15 protein-coding genes are annotated in these 18,216 nt (G+C 71.9%); 3 read left to right on the top strand and 12 right to left on the bottom strand.

The annotated features are described in order from the left end of the window. Window positions 1-5: 5 nt before the first annotated feature. From WMF22_RS02120 to WMF22_RS02130, 3 genes are all read right to left on the bottom strand, one after another. On the bottom strand, window positions 6-1,823 hold the full coding sequence (locus tag WMF22_RS02120) for a dynamin family protein (RefSeq protein WP_438034672.1): 1,818 nt from the start codon (window positions 1,821-1,823) through the stop codon (window positions 6-8). Window positions 1,824-1,867: 44 nt separating this feature from the next. After that, window positions 1,868-2,761: a M48 family metallopeptidase gene (locus tag WMF22_RS02125; RefSeq protein ID WP_012233023.1), complete on the bottom strand. Its 894-nt coding sequence runs from the start codon at window positions 2,759-2,761 to the stop codon at window positions 1,868-1,870. Between the two features lie 144 nt (window positions 2,762-2,905). Further along, window positions 2,906-3,943 carry a homoserine kinase gene (locus WMF22_RS02130; RefSeq protein ID WP_437297475.1) on the bottom strand — a complete coding sequence of 346 codons (1,038 nt, stop codon included), beginning with the start codon at window positions 3,941-3,943 and terminating at the stop codon, window positions 2,906-2,908. A 218-nt stretch (window positions 3,944-4,161) separates the two neighbouring features. Here WMF22_RS02130 and hflX point away from each other — a divergent pair, with 218 nt between their 5' ends. Then, window positions 4,162-6,030 carry a GTPase HflX gene (gene hflX, locus WMF22_RS02135; RefSeq protein WP_437297476.1) on the top strand — a complete coding sequence of 623 codons (1,869 nt, stop codon included), beginning with the start codon at window positions 4,162-4,164 and terminating at the stop codon, window positions 6,028-6,030. A 45-nt stretch (window positions 6,031-6,075) separates the two neighbouring features. Here the strand turns inward: hflX and WMF22_RS02140 are convergent, their stop codons facing one another. The 8 genes from WMF22_RS02140 to WMF22_RS02175 form a co-directional block, all read right to left on the bottom strand. Then, window positions 6,076-7,026, bottom strand: a complete 951-nt coding sequence (locus WMF22_RS02140; RefSeq protein WP_437297477.1) for a hypothetical protein — start codon at window positions 7,024-7,026, stop codon at window positions 6,076-6,078. 10 nt (window positions 7,027-7,036) lie between these two features. Beyond that, a complete protein-coding gene (locus WMF22_RS02145) occupies window positions 7,037-8,299 on the bottom strand; it encodes a PEGA domain-containing protein (protein ID WP_437297478.1) in 1,263 nt (420 codons plus the stop codon). Between the two features lie 187 nt (window positions 8,300-8,486). Next, window positions 8,487-9,095, bottom strand: a complete 609-nt coding sequence (locus tag WMF22_RS02150; RefSeq protein WP_438034673.1) for a precorrin-2 dehydrogenase/sirohydrochlorin ferrochelatase family protein — start codon at window positions 9,093-9,095, stop codon at window positions 8,487-8,489. A 104-nt stretch (window positions 9,096-9,199) separates the two neighbouring features. Beyond that, window positions 9,200-9,961, bottom strand: coding sequence for a hypothetical protein (locus tag WMF22_RS02155; RefSeq protein ID WP_437297480.1), 762 nt, complete (start codon window positions 9,959-9,961; stop codon window positions 9,200-9,202). A 119-nt stretch (window positions 9,962-10,080) separates the two neighbouring features. Next, window positions 10,081-11,697: a BamA/TamA family outer membrane protein gene (locus tag WMF22_RS02160; RefSeq protein ID WP_438034674.1), complete on the bottom strand. Its 1,617-nt coding sequence runs from the start codon at window positions 11,695-11,697 to the stop codon at window positions 10,081-10,083. A gap of 51 nt (window positions 11,698-11,748) precedes the next feature. Further along, a complete protein-coding gene (locus WMF22_RS02165; RefSeq protein WP_438034675.1) occupies window positions 11,749-12,651 on the bottom strand; it encodes a hypothetical protein in 903 nt (300 codons plus the stop codon). A gap of 275 nt (window positions 12,652-12,926) precedes the next feature. Further along, window positions 12,927-13,616, bottom strand: a complete 690-nt coding sequence (hisIE, locus tag WMF22_RS02170; RefSeq protein WP_438034676.1) for a bifunctional phosphoribosyl-AMP cyclohydrolase/phosphoribosyl-ATP diphosphatase HisIE — start codon at window positions 13,614-13,616, stop codon at window positions 12,927-12,929. Window positions 13,617-13,619: 3 nt separating this feature from the next. Continuing rightward, window positions 13,620-15,089: a prolipoprotein diacylglyceryl transferase gene (locus tag WMF22_RS02175; protein WP_438034677.1), complete on the bottom strand. Its 1,470-nt coding sequence runs from the start codon at window positions 15,087-15,089 to the stop codon at window positions 13,620-13,622. A 215-nt stretch (window positions 15,090-15,304) separates the two neighbouring features. Between WMF22_RS02175 and WMF22_RS02180 the strand changes: the two genes are divergently transcribed. Both WMF22_RS02180 and WMF22_RS02185 read left to right on the top strand, forming a co-directional pair. Next, window positions 15,305-16,057 carry a hypothetical protein gene (locus WMF22_RS02180; protein ID WP_437297485.1) on the top strand — a complete coding sequence of 251 codons (753 nt, stop codon included), beginning with the start codon at window positions 15,305-15,307 and terminating at the stop codon, window positions 16,055-16,057. Between the two features lie 5 nt (window positions 16,058-16,062). Then, a complete protein-coding gene (locus WMF22_RS02185; protein WP_438034678.1) occupies window positions 16,063-17,553 on the top strand; it encodes an MXAN_5187 C-terminal domain-containing protein in 1,491 nt (496 codons plus the stop codon). A 233-nt stretch (window positions 17,554-17,786) separates the two neighbouring features. Here the strand turns inward: WMF22_RS02185 and WMF22_RS02190 are convergent, their stop codons facing one another. Then, on the bottom strand, window positions 17,787-18,080 hold the full coding sequence (locus WMF22_RS02190; protein ID WP_157906390.1) for a hypothetical protein: 294 nt from the start codon (window positions 18,078-18,080) through the stop codon (window positions 17,787-17,789). Window positions 18,081-18,216 lie beyond the last annotated feature (136 nt).

Below are 18,216 nucleotides of genomic sequence, written 5' to 3' on the forward strand. Positions count from 1 at the left end.
CCCGCTCAGGCCGAGCCGCCCGGCGCGTTGGGCACGCTGGACACGGGCGGGGGGATCGGCCTGCTCTCGCCGTTTTCGACGGTCCAGAGCGTGCTCCGCAGCCCCTCCAGGCGCGACGTCAGCGCCTTCAGCGCCTCGGCCTGGGCGTCGCACGCCTTGAGCTGGCTCTCGCTGCTCGGCTCGGCCTGGACCCGCTCCTCGCGCGCCGCCTTGAGGACCTCGATGACCTCCCGGTGCAGCTCCTGGCCGGCCGTGACCACCCACGCGTCGAGCCGGCTCGCGAACTCCTGGATCATCTCGTCGAGCTTCGGCCCGATCCGGGTGGCGGCCTCGCGCAGCGCGGCTGGCGCCATCTCCTTCGCCTTCTTGCGGGTCTCGGCCTCGACCTTCTCCTTCACGTACACGGCCAGGACAGGCGCCGCGAGCGCCAGGATCCCGCCGAGCAGGGCGTTCGTGAACATCACGCCGAGGCCGATGGTGAAGAGCGCGAAGACGCCGACGTCGTAGCCGAACGTGTCGACCTCGACGTTCGGTGGCTTCACGTCGCCGCCGAGCGCCTCGCTGACCCGCTTCGCCACGTCGTGCGCGTCCTCGCGCACGAGCGCGATCGTCTTCTCGGCGAGCGCCTCGAGCGCCGTGGCGATCTCCTTCGTCTCGGCCTGCGCCCACTCGGCGAACGTGCGCTCCAGGAACGCCCCGAGGTAGACCTTGATCTCGTCGGTGTGGGCCTCGTCGATGATCGCCGGGAGCTGCCGGAGCACGTCGTCGACGAACCGATCGAGGTCGCGGTGCACCCACGCCCGGATGGCGCTCACCTCCTCGCGGATGCCGGCGCGCCGCTCCTCGATGGTGCGCGACTGGCCGGCCAGATCCTTCTCAATCATCTCGATGCGGCGGCTGAGCTCGTCGCGCGACATCGCGGTCGCCCGCCGCCGCGCGTCCACGCCCTTGCCGAGCAGGCGCGCGGACTCGAGGCCCTCGCCGAGCGCGTTGTCGAGCAGGATGCGCCCGCGCTCCTCGGCGAGGAACCGGGTCAGGTGATCGAGCAGCTCCGGCATCCCGCTGCCGGGCCGATCACCCTCCAGCGCCCGCTCGCTCGAGATCGGGAAGACCACGGGCGATTTCACGAGCTTCCCGAGCTCGCTCCGGATGTACGCGAGCGCCTCGACCTCCTCGTCCTGGCTCCAGATGTCGCGCTTCGTCACGACGAACAGGATCTTGTCGCGCGACTGGCCGAGCAGCTTCTCCTGGAGGAAGACCCGCTCGCTCTCCTTGAGCGGCTGGCCTGCGTCGATGAGGAACAGCACGGCGTCCGACCGCGGGATGTAGCTGTAGGTGATGTCCGCCCGCTGGAGCGAGAGGTCGTTCACCCCGGGGGTGTCGACGAGGACCACGCGCTCGCGCAGGAGCTCGGCCGGGTACCCCACCTCGAGGAACTTCACCTCGCCGGCGCTCGACGAGCGCTCGCCGCCGACGGTGAAGGCCCGCACGTCCTCGAACGGCAGGCCGATGCGCTCGCCCGACGCGTAGACCACCTCGGCGCGCGGATCGGCCGCGTACTCGAGGTGGTGGATCACCGCCGTCGTGGGCGTCACGCCGACGGGGAGGATCGAGGCGCCGAGCAGCGCGTTCACGAACGTCGTCTTGCCGTGGTTGAACTCGCCGACCACGACGAGGTGGAACCGATCGGCGTCGAGCTTCTTCACGAGATCGTTCGTGATGCGCGTGGCGACGCTCTTGGCGCCGAGGGACTCGGCGAACGTCACGAGATCCCTGAGCGCCCCGGTCACGTCGTCTTTGCGGCTGTGGAAGGATTCGAGCATGTGCGTCTACCTCGGCCTTGCGCCTTGCCAGGAGCGGGAGCCCCTCAGCCCCAGATCTTGATGACTTCGTGCACCTTCTCGTCGACCTCTTCCATGGAGAGGCCGCCCGCGCCGAGCCCGGCGTGGCGCTTGTAGAGCTCGCTCTCGGCGAAGGCCCGGAGCGCGAGGACGCGCTTCGGCAGCCACGGGTGGCTGGCCGTGAACTCGGCGAACCTGCCGACGCCGCCCTTGCCCTCCTCGTGCTGGGCGATGAACGCCTCGAGGTTGAGCTCCTCGTACAGCTTGGTCGAGCCGAGCGCGAGCTTGGTGAGCGCGCGCGTCGAGACGTCGAGGCTCTTCGCGCAGAGCAGGCCGGCGCGGTCGCAGGTGACCTCGGCCCTGCGCGACCAGCCGGAGAGCGCGAGCATCGCCGGGCCGACGATCCACTTCACGAAGACCGACGCCATCCGCGTCAGGTAGTGCATGGCGGTCAGGTAGACCACGTGGCTGTTGTGGATGTGGCCGCACTCATGGCCGATGACGCTGAGCAGCTCGTCGTCGGTGAAATGATCGACCAGCGCCGAGTGCACCATGATGAACGAGTCGTCGTTCGTCCCGTAGGTGGCCGCGTTGAGGGTGGGGCTGTTGACGATGTAGATCGTCGGGGTCGCGATCCCGAGCGTCTCGGCGCAGTGGACCGCGAGGTTGTGGACGCGCGGGAACTGCGCGGGGCCGACCTTGACGGCGTGGCCGAGCAGCTCGTTCTTGCCGACCGTCTTGAACAGCCTGACCGCGGCGGTCACGGCGAGCTCGACCGGACGCATCTTCTCGAAGGCGAGCCGCGTGTTCTTGTCGGACACGTAGGCATACGCGTTGCCCGCGCCGTCCCCGCCGCCCGCGCGCTGGCCCTTCCGTCTCTCGATGAAGCCCTTGAAATCGAGCGTTCCGACCTGTGCCATTCGGCGAAGGTAACGGCCTAGCCGGGACCGCGCAACGCCGCCATCGCCAGGCGCAGCGAAGTTAACGCAAAATCACAGACGACCTCCGCTCACATCTGAATCGGACCTGAATCGGACCTGAATCAGGGCGCGAGTCGACGCGGATCAGACGCCGAGCAGCGCGAGGAGCCCCTCCGGGCCGAGGCGCTCGAGCGTCCGCTGCCGTGCAAGGAAGCGCCGGAAGTCCTTGTAGACACCGCTGCCCTTCGGGCGGAGCTCGAAATCGGTGATGCGCGTGATGGAGAACCTCAGCGCCGCGATCACGCTCTCGTGGAACAAACGGTCGCGCTCCTCGGTTGAGAGCGGCCGCACCGCCGTGTAGCCGGCGGCGAGCGCGGACACGAGATCCGGGTCGAGATCGTCGCCGAAGCACCACGCGAGCATCGTGACGGCGAGGTCGAACGCGGCGCTCCCGCGCGAGGCGCTCTCGAAATCGAGCAGCGCCGAGATCTCGCCGGCCTCCCAGAGCACGTTGTCGCGGAAGAGGTCGCCATGGATCAGCGTCTGGGGGCCGGGGGTCCGCGGCGCCGCTGCGCGGATCCGTTCGAGCCGGCCGGTGAGCTCGTCGACGGCGGCGGCCACGTCGGGCGGGAGGGCCGGGGCGGGAGCCGTCGAGCTCGCGCCCGCAGGGGAACGGAGCCCCCGGAGCCGCTGGTCGAGGCCGTCGAGGTCGAACCGGCTGGCGTTCGCCCCCTCGAACGAGGCGCCGACGAGGTGCACCCGCGCCAGGGCCGCGCCGACGCGGCGGGTCGCGTCCGGCGTGACGCGCGCCTGGCAGAGCGACGCTCCCCCGACCCACGGGAACAGCGCGACCGGCTTTCCAGCGTGCTCCGCGACGAACGCGGCGCCCTCCGACGCGGCGTTCGTCGCGGAGGGCGCCGCGTCGCGGCGCCGGAGCGGCTGCGGGGTGGCGACGCCCCCGGCCGCGAGGTGCTCGAGCATGCGCGCTTCGCGTGACGCCGCGCCGAGCTGCTGCTCCTCGTAGACCCGCAGGAACACCTGTCCGCGGCCGTCGGCGAGCGTCAACGCGAAGTTGGAGTTGACGCTCCCGGCGAGCAGGCCGCGCACGTCGGCGATCTCCAGGCCGTAGAGCGCGCCGATGCGGCGGGCATCCGCGAGCGAGAGGGGGGTCAGGATGGCCATCGCGGCGCAGGGTAGCCTCGTCTCGCGCGCGGCCTCCACAGGAACCTGGAGGAGCGCGCCGAGCGGGAGGCGAGGAGGGACAGGGAGGCGACGGAAGGGGGACGAGCGACGAGAAAATGCGCGCTCCGCACGAAGATCCGCGGCGCCCCTGGTCGCGGACCGGCCCCGCGTGCGTTATGAAATCGTGAGCGGGAGCGACATCCCCCTTCGATCATCGAATGCCCACCCTCTACGGAAACACCACCGGACTCAGCCCCCAGGCCACCAAGACCCTCGAGCGCATCTACCGACGCAAGGTCCCGCTCGCCAGCATCGCCACGCCCGAGCTCATCAAGGCGCTCGCCGAGGCGTCGCATGAGACGGGGCGCCAGGTCGGCGCGCTGGTGCACCGCTCGGGCGAGATCGACTACGTCATCGTCGGCGACGCGACCCGGCTGATGCTGCCGGACATCGGGCGCCTCCGCGCCGCGCAGGGCCGCTTCAGGGCGCTCCGGCTCGTCCACACGCACCTCTTCAACGAGCCGCTCACCCGGGACGATCTCGTGGATCTCGTCCGCCTCCGGCTCGACCTGGTCGCGGCCGTGCAGCTCACCCCGCAGGGCGAGCCGCGGACCCTCCACTACGCGTACAACGTGCCGGTCCACGGCAAGGAAGCGGTCACGGTGACCGTGGACGAGGCCGAGGGGCGCGGCGACAGCCGCGGGGCGGCGGCGCTTCCGTATCGGACCGTGGGCCCCGTCGCGATCGGCCGCGCCGACGTCGATTTCGGCGCGCTCATCCAGGCGCTCGAGGACGAGTTCACGAAGCGCTCGCGCACGCGGTCGGTCGCGGCGAAGGACGGCCGCGCGATCCTCGTCCACGTCGCCGAGAAATCCAAGGCGGGCGCGCTCGCCCGGGCCGAGGAGAGCCTGCGCGAGCTGACCGAGCTCGCCGGCACCGCGGGCGTCGACGTCGCGGACACGGTCCTCCAGCTGCGCGATCGGCTCGACCCGCGGCTCGTGCTCGGCAAGGGCAAGCTGGACGAGGTCGTGCTGCGCGCCTCGGAGCTCGACGCGGAGACGCTGGTCTTCGACCGGGATCTGACCCCCTCCCAGGCCTCGGCGATCGCGAAGCACACGGATCTCAAGGTGCTCGACCGGACGCAGCTCATCCTCGACATCTTCGCCCAGCGGGCCGAGTCGTCGGACGGCAAGCTCCAGGTGGAGCTGGCCCAGCTGAAGTACACGCTCCCTCGCCTCGGGCAGAAGGACGACTCCCTGTCCCGCCTGACGGGCGGCATCGGCGGGCGCGGTCCGGGCGAGACGAAGCTCGAGATCGGGCGCCGCCGCGCGAAGGAGCGCGTCAGCTTCCTGGAGGCGCAGCTGAAGCGGCTCTCCCGCCAGCGCGAGCAGCGCCGCCGCCGCCGCGCCCGGCTCGGCGTGCCGGTGGTCTCGATCGTCGGCTACACGAACGCCGGCAAGAGCACGCTGCTGAACACGCTGACCGGCGCCGACGTGCTCGCCGAGAACAAGCTGTTCGCGACCCTCGACACGCGCTCGAGGCGGCTGCGCTTCCCCGAGGAGCGCGAGGTGGTGATCACCGACACCGTCGGCTTCATCCGGGAGCTGCCGAAGGACCTGTTCGCGGCCTTCCGGGCGACGTTCGAGGAGGCCGCCGACGCCGACCTCCTGCTCCACGTCGTGGACGCGAGCGATCCCGCGCGCGACCAGCACATCGAGACGACCGAGGCGCTGCTGACCGAGCTCGATCTCATCGGCATCCCCCGCATCGTGGTGTTCAACAAGGCGGACCTGATCGCCCCGGCGGAGGGGCGTCGGCTGCTCCTCGGGCACCCGGACGCGGTGGTCCTCTCCGCCACGGACCGGGAGACGACGCGGGAGCTGCTCGCGAAGCTCGCGGAGCGGCTCAAGAGCCGCTGGGAAGAGGCCGCGATGGTGCCTGCCTACGAGGCGGAAGCCGCGGAGGACGAGCTCGGGGACGGCGGACTGTTCGAGGGAGAAGCCGAGTCGATGACGGTGCTGGGCCCGCCTTCGAGCGCCGGGGCAGGAGAGATCAGCGCGCGTGTGAGAGGGACGTTCGAGGCGTGAGCTCCGCCGGGCTCCCTGGGGAGCCCGGCGGGAGCCGGAGAGAGCTCAAGGCGTCTCCGGGATCTCCTCGCACCTGAAGAGGGGGCTGGGGAGGCACTTGCCGCTCGCGCACTGCTCGTTGGTGGTGCACTCCTCGCCACCCACCAGCTTGCAAGCGCCCTTGCCATCGCACACGTTGATGCCGCTGCAGTCCGCCGCGTCCTCGCCGCCGAGCGGGATGTTCGAGCACGTGCCCGCCAGATCCTTCACATTGCAGGCCATGCACGCCGTGTCGCAGGCGGTGTCGCAGCAGACGCCGTCGACGCAGAGCCCGGTGGCGCACTCGCTCGCTTCCGTGCACTCCACGCCGTTCGCGGGCTTGCACTCGCCCGCGGCGTCGCACGCCTGGCCCTCGTCGCAGCCCAGATCCTCCGTACCGGCCGCGGCCAGCACGCAGGCGCCGTCTGCGCACTCGTGGCACTTCGAGCAATGCGCGTCCTCCGTGCACTCGGTGAAGCAGGCGTTGGCCGCCTCATCGCACGCGAACTCCTCGCACGCCTTCTCCTCGCCGGGCCCGCAGTCCACGCTCTCCCCGTCGCAGGTGCCGCGGCTCGTCTCGACGCCCTCGGAGCACGTCGGCTCGCCGCACTCGGTCTCGGCCTTCGCGGGGCCGCACGCGCCGTCGTCGCCCGACGCCTTGAGCGCGGCGGTGCAGGCGTCACACTCCGCGTCGCAGGCGGCGTCGCAGCAGACGTCGTCGGCGCAGAAGCCGCTCGCGCAGTCGGCGGCTGCGGTGCACGCCTTGGCGGCTTCGCACTTCGGGCAGATGGAACCGCCGCAGTCGACGTCGGTCTCTTCGTTGTTCTTCGTGCCGTCAGAACATCCGTCGTTGGGGACGTCCTCGTCCCCCGGGATGCGCGAACGATCGACCGAGGCGATGAGCTCGCAGCCCATCCCGAGCGTCGAGAGCGCGCCAGCGCAGAGCGCCATCGCGAGAAGGTGCTGTTTCTTCCACATAGTAGTCCCCTTAGAAGGTAAACCGCGCGGCGGCGCCGCCGCCTGTCGGGCTGACGAACGGAGTGACGAACGCCTTCTTCGTCACGCTCGACGCTGCGGCCTTCGCCTCGGCCGGGTCGTCGCTGAGGAGCAGGACCGCGCCGGTGACGCCGAACGTGAGCGCCACCGCGAAGGACATGTCCGCGATGAGCGCGAAGCGATCGACCTTGTCCGCGGTCTTGGTCGTCGGGGCGTCATCGAAGTCGCTCTTCGCGCCGAGCGCCTGGATGCCGAAGATCGTCCCGACCACCACACCGGCGCCGGCGAGCCCGAGGGTGACGTAGGCCGGCACCGGAGAGCGCGGCTCGATCGGCGCCGCCGGCGGCGGCGGCTGCGCGGGCGGCACGTCGGCGGGCGGCGGCGGGGTGGGGGGCTGGGCCGGCGTCGCAGCGACCGGCGCCGGCGCCTGCGGCGTCAGCGTGACGTTGACCTCGCGCGCCTCGGCGAAGGTGACCTCGAGCTCCTGGCTCGCGTCGGCGAACCCCTCGGCGGAGACGGTGAGGGTGTGCTTGCCGGGCGGGACCGAGAGCTCCTTGCCGGTCTGGGCCACGCCGTCGACCGCGACCTTGAGGCCAGGCGGCGCCTCCGGGACGGTCGCGACCTTCACCTTCGCCGGCGTCTTCTTCAGGGCCTCGACGCGCGCCTGACCCTCGGCGATCTTCTCCTTGAACTTCTCGGCGTCCGGCTTCGAATCGAGGAACGCCTGCCAGGCCGCGACGGCCTCGGTGACGAGGCCCTGCTTGTCGAGCGAGAGGGCGAGCTTGTACTTCGGTGCGGCGCCGGGCACGTGCTCGTCCGCCTGGCGGTACAGGTCGGCCGCGACGGCGTACTCGCCCTTGTCGAACCTGGCCTCGGCCTCCTTGTAGAGCTTCTTCGCCTCGTCCTTCTTCTGCTTCTCGGTCAGCGCCTTCTTCGGCTTGGTGGTGGTCACCTTCGTCGTGGGCTCACCGGCCTTCGCGGGAGCCGCGGCGGGCGTCCCGGCCGCGGGCGGCGTCGCGCCGGCCGCGGGAGGTGTCGCGCCGGCCGCGGGCGGCGTGGCAGCGGGGGTGGGCGCTTGCGCCGCAAGTGCGGCTGGCTTCGCAGGAGCCGCCGCAGCGGCCGGCTTACCTGCCGGGGGCGCTGCCGGCTTGGCATCCGTCTGCGCAGATGCCGGACTGACGCTCGTCAGCGTCAGGAGCCCAGAGACCATCGCCGCCGAGGTCAACATCGTCAGCCGGCCCGATCGTGAACGCATACCGTAAGCCCTCCTCCGCGGATAGTGTCGCGTGGGCGCCCACTTAAGCCTTGAAGGCCGCTCTACACAAGGGGTTTCGCGTTCATCCGGGGGCGCGCGCGTCTTGACCGAGGCCCGCGCCGAGGCCCGCGCCGAGGCTCGCGCCCCCCGCGGCGCCCCCGCCGCTCCGGCGCGGCCTCTTCGGACATCAAGGCTCGCCGCCCCGCTCCAGCCACGCAGGGAACCGGAGCCTCGCCTCCAGCCCGAAGCCCAGGGTCGCCCGGCGCATGCGCGCGGCCCGCTCGGGGCCCCGAGGGAGGCTCTCGCGGAGCCTGCGCAGCGCCTCGATGTAGCGGGCGAACCGAGGATCCGAGAAGAGGGCGCCGAGGTCCTCCCGGATGCGCCGTATCGTTCCAGGGCTGACGCCATGGCTGCTGAAGCTCATCGTCAGTCCGGAGGCAGAGACCACCGAAGGATTGACGAAGTTCGACACCTCCGGGCGATCCAGCGTGCAGACGAGGCGCCCGGCGCCCGCGAGCTCGCCGTGGAGGCGCCGCGAGAGCGCCTCGTCGCCCGGCACGAGGAACACGATCGCCGCCCCGGCGAGGTCGGCCTCGAAGAATGCTCGCCGGTGCAGATCGAGCCGCCCCTCCCGGCTGGCTTGCTCGATGGACCCGTCGACCTGCCCTGGCGCGACGACGGTGACGCGAGCGCCCGCCGACAGGAGGCGCTCCACCGTGTACGGCGCGTCGCCGTCCGCGCCGATGACGAGCGCCCGCTGGCCGTTGAGATCGAGCGCGATGGGAAAGAGGCGCATGGGGGTGGAGCCGACACGAACAGCGCGTCCGCGCGACGAGTGTAGACCGACGCGCCGCCCGGCGGGCGAGGGGCGTGACGTCGAGCGAGGCCGCCGCGCGTGGCTCAGCGGCCGGGAGACCTCTGGGGAGGAGGAGGCGGGCTGGGCGGCGGCACCGGCGGTAAAAAGGGCTGCGTGCGGAAGGCGAGCCTCCGGTCGGCGTTGCCGATGCGCGTCACGAACAGGCCGACGAAGGAGCCGAACAGCGAGTCGCCCGGCCCGATCGCCGTCGAGCCGGGCGGCCGGGTCACCCACCGCTTGATGCGATCGAGCATCTCGGCGCTCATGGGGTTCACCTCGACCAGCACGGCGACGAAATAGCGGCTGCCGTCGCGGACGAGCGACCGCTCCACGAGCGGCAGCCGCCGGGCCTCGGCGCAGTTGCGGAGCACGCCCTCGACGTTGATCGCGACCGTGCTCGACTGACCTCCGGCCTGGATCAGCTGGATCCGGAACACCTCATCCCAGAGGTCGTAGACGATCCGGCAGCTCTTGGCGGCGAGCGCGACAGGGTTGCCTCCGCTCTCGTGAAAGAGGTAGCCGCGCATCGTGATGACGGTGGGGAGCCCGCTGAGCAGCTTCTTCGAGATCTCGCCGTCGACGACGTCGCGGAAGCCCACGGTGAGCTGAACGATCGTCTTGTCGAGCGTCAAGCTCGCCACCCGGGTGGGCAGCGCGGCCGGCGCGCCGAGCGCCTGCTGCGCGTCCGCGTCGGCGATCTCCTTGGGCCCCGGCCCCTCCTGGGCCATCGACCAGCTCGCCCGGAGGGCGAGCGTCGCGAGCAGCGCGATCCCGAGCCAGCGCGCCGCTCCGCGGCCGAGCGCCACGAGCGCTCGCCGCGCCTCTCGGAGGTGCCAGGCACGGCGGCCGCCGCCCGCGCGTCGCGCATCGCGCGTCGCGCGCTTCGGTCCGCGATGTGCGTGTGCATTGGAGCAGATCGAGCAGATCATTTCCGCGCACCGCGCCGCGCCGGGATCAGCCCGAGCAGGTTCGAGAACGCGAGCGTCACCCCGCCGACCGCCGTGTCGACCCGCAGACCGAGGTTGTAGGTGACGTCAACGGGCACGCGGGCGAAGCCCTCGTATCCGGTCGGCGCGTCGGTGAACTCGCGGCGCGTCGCGAGGCCGTACAGGCCCACGGCGCCGAAGAGATCGACGCCGTAGATGGATCCGCGGCCGGCGTAGACCGGGATCCGGTACTCCGCCTCCAGCTTCGCGGCGAAGTCTCCGTACCGGACCTCGATGATGTCCGTGCTGAGGAAGTTCGGCGGTTGCCTCCGATCGGGCGCGAGATCGAGCAGCCGATCCGGCAGGAGGTCGGTGAGATCGCCGACGTAGAATTTCTCGAAGAAAGGCGCGTCCCCGGCTATCGCGCCGGCGAACGCCTCGAGGCGGAGCACGTGCCGCAGCGGCAGGCGGAACCAGCGCTGCGCGCCGAACTCGAGCTTCTGGTAGCCGTAGTCGCTGCCGAACGGCGGTACGCCCACCGTGACCGAGACCGACGCGAGCGTGCCCTGCGTCGCGAGGAAGGGCGCGTCGCGCGTGTCGTGATCGAACGCGGCGTGCAGCGACGAGAGCACCGTCTTGCCGCCCAGGATGTCGAACGCGATGGGCTCGCGGCTGTCGCCGCGCATGTGCGAGGCGACCGTGGGCACGGTCGCGTCGATCTGCTCCAGGTGGTAGTCGAGCGACAGCCGCGAGGAGGAGGAGACGTCGTGACCTGTGCCGAGCGTCGCGCCGAACCGCTTGTAGGCGACGACGGCGTAGCCCGTGACCTCGCGCTGCTCGAGCAACGGGGACTCGAAGACGACGTCCCGGTTGCCGAAGAAGTCACGCGCGTCGTTGTAGAGCACCGTCACCGCGGCCGACCAGCGGGTCCCGACGAACGCGGGGTCGACGAAGCGGGTCCTCAGCGCGAGCTGGTCGGCCGCGAGCCCGACGCCGGCGCCGAGCGTGATCCCCGTGCCGGCGAGGTTGGTCTCGGCGACCTGCACGCCGGTGAACGCGGAGAGCGGCTTCGCGTTGCCCGCGGTGTCCTCGTCGGCCGCGATGCCGAGCCAGAGGTCCTGCACGACGAACGTGTTGCGCTCGACGACGTCGATCACGAGCGTCGCGCTCCCGCGCTCGACCCCCTTGCGGAGCGAGAACCCGACCGAGGAGAAGAACCCGGTCCCGAGGAGGCGGTAGCGCGTGAGCTCGATCTCCGGATCCTCGACGTCGAGCAGGTCCCCCGCGCGGAACCTGACGTAGCGGAGGATCACGCGCGCGGCGGTGCGCACGTTGCCTCGGATCTCGATGCCGTCGAGGGTGTACCGGACGCGATGCCTCTCCTGGAGCGCCGCGCCGGGCGACAGCGCCGCCGCGTGGGGGGGCGCGGACGCGTGCGGCGCTCGCTCCTGCGCCGTGGCTTCTGCGCCGGCGGCCACCGCGCCTTGCCCGAGCGCGCGCCTCGGGCACGTCCCCAGGAGCAACGCGCACCAGAGCGCGAGGCGGGCGCGGCCGAGCGCAGAGGGCAGGGGGATGGCCCGGGAGCGTGAAGAGCTCCGGAATCGAGGTGGATTCACGGGGTTCCTGCAACGCCGCCGAAGCCTCCCGAGGCGTCGGCGGCGCGCCCTTCAGCCGCGCACCCTAGCACGATCGATCGCCTCGCCGGAGGAATCGGTCGCGTCGAGATCGACCCCCGCCGCGGCGTCCTCGGCGACGGCGTCGGAGGGGACAGGGGGCGACGGCGCCCCGCAGCGGACGTGCGCCGCAGCGGTCACGCGCTGTGGCCAACGTGCATCGCGCGGCGTCGGGGCGGGCTCGGTGTGCTCTGCCAGCACGAGCAGGTCCAGCCGGGCCGGCGTCGGCTCGATCAGGTGATCGGCCGCGGCGAGCAGCAGCGCCCGGACCTCGGTCCGGACGCTGGCCTCGCGCGCCAAGCGCGCGCCGACGCTCGCGGCGATGGCGCGGGCGAGGAGGAGCTCGGCGCGGCCGCGCACGTCCGCGGGGATCCAGTCCGCGATGAGCGGATCCGCGAGCATGGATAACGTCTTGCGCAGCGCGGTGACGCGGCGAGGGCCGAACCTGTCCGGCGCGCGCTCCGCGTGGCGCGCGAGGCGCCCTGCCCTGCGGAGCGCGCGCCTCGCCGCCCTGCCGACCACTGCGCCGTGCACGGTGAGCCGTTCGCGCGGCGCATCGATGGCGCGCAGCACCGCGGCCAGCGAGACCCCGCCCGCGATCACCAGCGCGACCGTCACCGCCGTGGCCTCGAGGCCGCGCAGCTGAAAGCCGCCGGTCGCCGCGACGAAGGCGCAGGCCGACGCCAGCAGGAGCCCCAGGGAGCCCAGCGCGCCTGCGGTGTGCGAGCGGCCGCGCCAGGAGCCGCCTTCGCCGCGGAGGGGCCGCGCGTAGCCGTCCGGCGCGATGAGCCGTCCTCCGCTCGGGATGAGGCCCACCATCGCCCGCCGCGCCGCACGCCCGAGGCCGACCTCCAGCGGGCCGAGCTCGATGCCGGGCGGCTCACGGAACGGGCTCATCCATCCAGAATAGCCCATCCGCCGCCCTCACGGAGGGCGGGGGCCGGCGCGCAGCTGCGGCGGCGAAGCCTCGCCGTCTGCCGCCTCGCCCTCGCGGGCGCCGCCGCCATCGGGGTGATCCCGATCGGCAGTGCGGTTGCGATGTTGCGGTGACAGGGCTTCGTCCGTCTACAACGGGCTCTGCGGTTGCTGACAGCGCAGCGCCGCGGACAGCGCGGCGCGGCGGATCACGAAGCGTGGGCCGCCGCCACATCGAAGCGGCGGCGCGCGGCGCATCACGGCTTTCCCGCGCTGTCCTTCTGTGCCCGCGACGCCTTCTCGACGAGGCCGCTCGTGCCCATGCGCGACGCGAGCGCCGAGAGCACCGCGCGCAGCGGGACGCCGCGCGACGCGAGGCCGACCAGCAGGTGGTAGATGACGTCCGCCGCTTCGGACGCGACGCGCTCGTCGCTCTCCCCGGCGATCGCCTGGGCCAGCTCGCCGGCCTCCTCGCGGAGCTTTGCGCCGATGAGCGCCGCGCCTCCGTCGAGCAGCTTCCGGGTGTAGCTCTTCGTCGCCGACGACGTTTTGCGCGCCTCGAGCTCGCGCTCGAGGGACTCGAGCAGCGCGGACGCGTCCTGCCCCTCGTCGGCGGCCTCGGGCTCCCCGTCGCCGCGGGCATCGACCTGCCGGAAGAAGCAGCTCGGGCTCCCCGTGTGGCACGTCGGGCCGCGGGGCTCCGCGAGGATCAGGAGCGCATCCCCGTCGCAGTCGGCGTGGACGCTCGTCACCGCGAGCGTGTTGCCGCTCGTCGCCCCCTTCTCCCAGAGCTCGCCGCGCGATCGGCTGAAGAAGGTGGCGCGCCCCGTCTCGAGCGTCCTGGCGAGCGACTCCCGCGTCATGTACGCGAGCATCCGGACCTGCCCGGTCAGCCGATCCTGCACGACGGCCGGTACGAGCTTGCCCTCTCCGAATGCGATCTTCACGGTCTATGCCTCTCCGGTGGTGTCGGGCGCCTCGGCGGCGCCGGTTTCGCGGGCCGTCGCCCGGCCCTCGTCCTTTGCGCTGCCGCGCTTGGCCCGCGGCGGCGCGTCGCCGGCCTTCGGCGGCGCGCTCCGCTTCTTTCTCGGCGCGTCGTCCTCGTCCTCGTCCTCGTCGTCCTGGTCCTCGTCGTCGCCATCGGCTTGCCTGTCGGCGGCCGCGGCGGGGCTGTCCGGGAGGCTGAGCGCCATCGCCTGCTCCGGGTGGTCCAGGGCGGCCTTGTAATAGACCGCGAACGCGATCGACGCGGCGAGCCCGGTCGCCAGCGCGACGGCCTGGGAGGTCGAGTACTGGAGGGTCGCGGAGGCGGCGAACGTCTCGGGCCTGAGGGCCAGGTACAGGGCGACCGCGGGGACGAAGGAGAGCACCTGCGTCACCTTGCGCACCGTGTTGTCGCGGAGGAGGTGGGAGAACCCGATCGTGTACCCCACGGCGAAGATCACGAGGCCGGCCGGGAGCAACACGTGCTCCGGGAGCGACGGCGGGATCGAGCCGCGCTCCGCGTCGTCGCGGAGGAGCTCGAGCAGGTAGCGGCAGACGCCGTAGGAGAACGTGAAGATGAGGAAGATCTCGCCACGGAACTTCTGCCGGCGGCGCGCGAGGAGCAGGAGCGCGAGCAGCCCTGCGCCGACGAGCGCCTCGTAGATCTGCGTCGGGTGCACGGCGAGCGACGCCTCGGAGCTCGGATCCAGCCCGCGCTCCTTGACGTGCTGCACCCACGCCGGGGACCCGCTGCCGTGGTCCAGCGTGCCCTCGGCCCAGCGCGGGAACGTGCCGAGCTTCTTCAGCCAGGCGGGCGCCGTCTCGCCGAGCGGCCGGCCGAAGTCGCAGCCGAACAGGTAACACCCGATGCGCGTGATCATCAGGCCCGAGGCGAGGCTCGGGACGGCGACGTCGGCCCAGGGGAGCAGCGGGATGCGATGGGAGCGCAGGAACAGGTACGAGCCCAGGAAGCCGCCGAGGAAGCCGCCGTACGCCACCAGCCCGCCGCGGCGGATGTCGAACATCGCGCCGAACGAGTCGAACTCGTCGAGGTTCGTGAGGATGTAGAGCACGCGCGACCCGACGACCGCGGCGGCGGCGGTGACGACGTAGCAGTTGGCCATCGTCTCCTTCGGCAGGCCGTCGCGCTCCGAGAGCCCGAGCGTCAGGTACCAGCCGACCACGAGCGAGAGCCCGAGCATGACACCGTAGCTGTAGATGGGCAGCGGACCCAGGGTGTAGGTCTGCTCCTTGACCTGGGAGGCGATCGCCGCGAGCGCGACGCCTGCGATGCCCGCGGCCGTCGCGCCTGGCTTGTTCTTCGCGATGAGCAGCCCGATCGCGCCCGCGAAAGCGATGCCCGCAGCGATCAGGAAGACCCAGAGCAGGGGCACGGTCCAGGCGGGCAGCGGGACGCGGAACAGGATGGGATGCATGGCGCCTCTCCTTACGCCTGGGCTTGGGGACCATCAAGCATCGTCTCTCGCGCATGACGCAGCGAGCCAAGGCGTTCGCTGACGCTGGTCCAACCGCGCCGGGCGATCGCGATGTGCCCGGGCCGTCAGCGCAGCGCGACGTTCTCTCCATTCTGTCGACGGCGCCCGCGAAGCGGCTCTCGAAGTCCGCGCGCGCCGCTGCTAGCATCGATTCCGTGCTCTCTGGCCGTGCCACCGTCGGGGTCTTCGCAGTGCCTGGACTGCTCGTGAGCGCGGCGTGTGTTCCCGAAGGGCCGGCCACGGGGGACGCGAGCGCGCGGCCAGCCGGGACGGTCGCGTCGTCGGTCTCCTCGCCGACCGCGGGCGCCGCTCCGGGAGCGCAGGGGGCGGGCGTGTTCGAGGACGACTTCAACCGGCCGGCGCTCGGCGCCGACTGGAACGCCTTGAGCTCCAAGTGGACCATCGACGAGGGGCGGCTCTGCGTGCGCGCCGCGAGGAACCGCGGCGTGTGGTTGAAGCGGCCGCTGCCGGAGAACGCCCGGATCGAGTTCGACGCCATCGCCGAGGCCCCGGACGGCGATCTCAAGGCCGAGCTCTGGGGAGACGGTCGGAGCGGGGCGACGGCGGCGAGCTACACGAACGCGACGAGCTACCTCGTGATCCTCGGGGGGTGGAAGAACACGAAGCACGTGCTCGCGCGCCTCGACGAGCACAGCGCCGAACGGCTGGAGATCGACGTGGATCCGGACAGCGACGACGACCGCGCGCGGCCGGTCGCGCCGGGGCAACCGTATCGCTTCCGGATAGAGCGTCGTGACGGCAGGACCCTCTCCTGGTCGGTGAACGACGTCGAGTACCTGGAGCTCAGCGACCCTGCTCCGCTCTCCGGTCCAGGGCACGAGCACATGGGCTTCAACGCATGGGATGCGCCGGTCTGCTTCGACAACCTGCGCATCACGCCCCTCTAGCCGCGATGGAATCGGGTGAGGTCGAGCGGGAGCTCGAGGAGCTGGAGACGCGCATCGAGCGGCTGCGCGCGCTCTACGAGCAGTATTTCATGGGGATCGAACGGCTGGAGCCGCTCATCCCGCGCAAGGACGTCGAGCGTCGCATCTGGGTGATGCGGCGGGAGCAGATCAGGAACACCGGGCTCCGGTTCAAGTTCCAGATGCTGATCCAGCGCTACAACACGTTCCAGCAGTACTGGGGCCGCATCTCGCGCGAGATCGAGAACGGCACGTACCGCCGCGACGTCATCCGCGCAGCGAAGCGGGTCGGGGCGAAGGAAGCGCTCACGGTCGTCGGCCGCAAGCGGGCAGAGCGCTACGCGGAGCTCGCCGAGCAGCAGGAGACGGCGCGCGAGCCGGTCCACCGCGCCGATGAAGGCGGCGATCTCGAGGCGATCGACGTCGACGACGAGGCGGTCACGCTGGCGCCCCCGCCCTTGCCCGCCGCGTCGCTCTTGGGAAAGCGATCGCTGGCCGCGCTGGCCGTCGAGGAGGTCGCGCCTCGCGCCGCGGTCGCGCCGCCGACCGCACCGGAGGCGTCGAGCGCGGCGCCCGCCAGCGCGCCGGTGCGCCCTGCGCTCGCGCCGCCTGCCATGCCGCAGGCCGCCGCGGCCGTGAAGCCCGCGCCGCTGGGAGGGCTGCCCCGAGGGCTCGGCCTGACCAGGCCCCAGCAGAAGCCGGCGGAGAGCAAGGCGGCAGAGGCGAAGCCGGCCGAGGCCTCGCCAGCAGGCGCGAAGTCGCCGGCGCGCCCTGCCGCCGACAAGGCCCAGCCTGCGGCGGGCGCGAGCAGCCGTCAGCGGCTCGCCGAGCTCGCGGCGGAGATGCGCGCTCAGCGCACCAAGACCGGCGACGCGGCGAAGGCCGCGGCCGGGCTTCCAGACGCGTTGACGAACGTCGCGTCCGAGCCCCCGCCTGCTCCGAAGCGACCGCCGCCCCCGAGCCCCGTCAAGCCTTCTCCTGGCGCTCCGGCCGAAGCCCCAGCGGTCGCTGCCGCCGCCACGGCGGGCGAAGCGAAGGGCGCCGGAGCGAAGCGGCAGGAGCGCGTCCACTCGGAGCGCCCGCCGTCGGCCCGGCGCCGTCGCTCCACCGCGCCGCCTGCCGCGGAGACCGGCGCGGCGGGCGGCGCTCGGCAGACGGCGCCGCGGACGCCGTCGCGCCCCCCGGAGGCCGCGCGCGCCGGCCTCGACGCCGCGGTGCGCGCGCGACCCGCGCCCCCGCAGCGATCTGCTGCGCGCGACGACGAGCTCCCGGAGCAGCGGCTGCGTCAGATCTACGCGAAGTACGTCGAGACAAAGCGCGCCGCGCGTGAGTCGACGGCCGGCGTCACCTACGAGCGCCTGGCCGAGAGCCTCCGCGCGCAGGCAGCGAAGCTGCGGGCGACGAACCCGGCCAAGTCCGTCGACTACGATGTCGTCGTCAAGGACGGCAAGACCCTGCTGAAGCCGATCCTCAAGTAGCCGAAGAGCGGCTGGCGGCAGGGCGGGCGCGACGTCCGAGGCGGGGGCCGACGCGCGACACGAGCTCAGCCGCGTCGTTCGGCTCGCTGAGGCGTACTTTCGTACGCCTCACTCGCCTGCCTAGCGGCTGAGCCCGTATCCCACGAGCCTGCACACCGCGCTGGCGGAGACGCTCCCGAGGGCGCTCGCCTCGTCAGACGGCTGGACTGGGCGGGTGAGGATGTTCCGGCGGATCAGTGATGCGCGACGCGGCGCCAAAGCTGCGGCAGTCGCTGGACCCGCGCAGGTACTCCGGCGTCGTCCTCGACGAAGAGGATCGCACATGCCGTGCGGTCGGCCTCGCGCATCCTCGCGCATAAGTCGGCCAGGTCATCGTCGGCGTCCACAACGTCGGCTTCGGCCGGCTGGGAACAGCCCTGAACGTATTTGACATTGTCAAGGGCGATCCATCGCCCAGCGAACTCTTTGGATCGACATATGTCGCGCCAGCTCATTCGAGGCGCGGCCAAACGAATCTTACTGCCCATTTCCCGTGAGCGACCTTCTCCCCCATGTTCCAAAGTCAAGCGCCGACCAAACAAAGCCAGGGCGCGGCGTGCAGTGAACTTTCAGAACTGTCGGGGCAGGATCTAGCACCGGTCAAAATCGGGCGTCAAGGCAAGC

Source organism: Sorangium sp. So ce204 (assembly GCF_051526795.1).
In the GTDB taxonomy this organism is placed as follows: Bacteria; Myxococcota_A; Polyangia; order Polyangiales; family Polyangiaceae; genus Sorangium; species Sorangium cellulosum_B.